The following is a 2131-nucleotide window of genomic DNA, read 5'->3' on the forward strand; positions in this document are numbered from 1 at the left end:
TTATAAAGCTAGAAATTAACACCCAAGAAAATAAGCACCTCTTTAACTTTATTATAACTGTTTATTTCTGATATTTGGTCAAAGTCTAAAGAAATGTTAAATTGTTCTTCTAATTCAGCCACTAGTGTCATATGAGCAATTGAGTCCCAGTTAGGTACAGAGTCAGCTCTCAAGTCCTCAGTAACATTATCGATATTAATCCCCAATACTGCACTAAAAATCGTATTTAATTTTTCTTGATTAGTCATATTTAATCCAAAGTTGTAAAATAAAAATCACCGCGCAACAAAAATATTGCATTATTTTAATTTAAGTAAAAAACAAAGAAAGCTATGAAAAACTACACCATTAATTTAAAAATTAAATTTATACGTTTTACCATCAATATAATTTAAAGACATACCATAGCCATAAACATAATTCATATTTTCAGACGTGTAAAAACTTACACAGCCAAATTGAAACAAGCCCATTGGTAAAAAATCCTTTTTAAACCTATTAATCTCATGAACATTAATGCCATCATAAGAGTAAACAACACAATCCTTGCTTTTTAAACCTCTGCCAACTCTTCTTGATAATAAATATCTAAAGCCACTCAATTCCGTATCAGGCTCGACGCTCGTACTAAATAAAAGCTTATTCTTTATTCGACTACCATATATTACGGGTCCCTCAAGAGATAATAGCTTTTCAATTTCTAAAGTAGTCAAACATAGCCTAGCAAAGAAATTCTCTTCTTGAGGCGTATCTGTCGCGTAATACAAGTAATTATCTTCAACATAGCCTATACATGATCTGTATATTTGCTTACCTGCAACAATCTTTTTAGGGGCTACGTCATTAGGCTTTATCTCCCATACTCCAGATTCTTTATCAGAATCGCCGGTTAGTATAAGTAAACGTTGCTCATTTATATCAGCAAGTATGTTATGAATATGGGTGATTTGACCTGCAGCAAATTCCGTTAAAATATTCCACGGACTACTATCACTAAGTTCTCTACTATAAACTCTAACGGATTCCTTACCTAAATTCCCCCAATACTCGCCGAATAGGACTTGGTCAGGATAGCTAGCATTTCCTGATACTTTTGAAAAAAATAAAGGATTAGACATGCCTTCCCTGAATTTAATTTCCAAGTACACCTTGCCATGCTTAAGATCTACCCGATAACAACTTCCCCTATAAGTAAGCAATACTTGGTTAGAAGAAATACACACTCCACACCTGGGCTCTAAACGTAACATTCTTTCGAAAAGTCTAAATCGTGATAAAAACTTTATAATTGGTTTACATGGTAATTCACAGACATTCTTTATCACTATCCCGCTGGATGAAACTAAACATATACTTCCCTTATGATATGTCACGACCATACCATCATTAAGAACCACAACGGGTCTATGACGATTAAAAAAAAAATGCATCCTTCCTCCTAAAACATATACATTCAAAGAGCATACCAAAGACTCAGGGAGAAATTGTAACTGTAGCTAATTTGACTATTATTTCATAATTGACCTATAGCAAGAGAAAGAGTCAAATATACCTTTTAACGTCGCAATTAACTTTGGGAATTTTCTCTCTTCATAGCAAAGCATTGCTAAAGTCCTAGTCAGTAAATGTTTCAGGTCATCCAAAGGACGATACCCCTCTAAATTCCAATACTTTCTGACTATGAATAAACGGTTTCGAACCATGTAATAAACTCTAACTTCCGAGTGATTAAGTAGGTAAAATTCACGATTTAATATTCTCTTTTTTTGTTTTCGACCAATTTCATGAATTAATTGCAATTTATTATTCCGAATTACTTTATAATCAAATTGAATTAATTTAAGACTCATATCGAAGTCAACACAATCGATAAACAGTTTCTCATTAAACATGCCTACATTAACTAGATGAGATACACGGCAAAGTGCTCCTGAAGTGATTAAATGAAAAGTATCTACTAATGATTCATTTGAATTTTTTGCGGCTGATTCATTGACGTCCGATATTTTAGGTCCAACCATCGCGATATTAGTAGCAGTATTGATAGTTGACAATAAGCCATCAACCAATTGATCAGTAACTACAGAATCTTGATCAAGAGTAAGAAGATAATTAATTTTATGCTTGCTAC

Annotated in this window: 3 protein-coding genes; all 3 read right to left on the reverse strand. The window is 32.9% G+C overall.

What is annotated here, in order from left to right:
• Positions 1-8: 8 nt before the first annotated feature.
• Positions 9-248, reverse strand: a complete 240-nt coding sequence (locus K5Q92_RS23595) for an acyl carrier protein (protein ID WP_220771227.1) — start codon at positions 246-248, stop codon at positions 9-11.
• A gap of 105 nt (positions 249-353) precedes the next feature.
• On the reverse strand, positions 354-1142 hold the full coding sequence (locus tag K5Q92_RS23600; protein WP_220771228.1) for a hypothetical protein: 789 nt from the start codon (positions 1140-1142) through the stop codon (positions 354-356).
• A 366-nt stretch (positions 1143-1508) separates the two neighbouring features.
• Positions 1509-2131, reverse strand: a 623-nt coding sequence (locus K5Q92_RS23605; protein WP_220771229.1) for a hypothetical protein, incomplete at its 5' end; no start/stop codon positions are given.

The organism is Shewanella sp. MBTL60-007, from assembly GCF_019654915.1.
Taxonomy (GTDB): Bacteria; Pseudomonadota; Gammaproteobacteria; order Enterobacterales; family Shewanellaceae; genus Shewanella.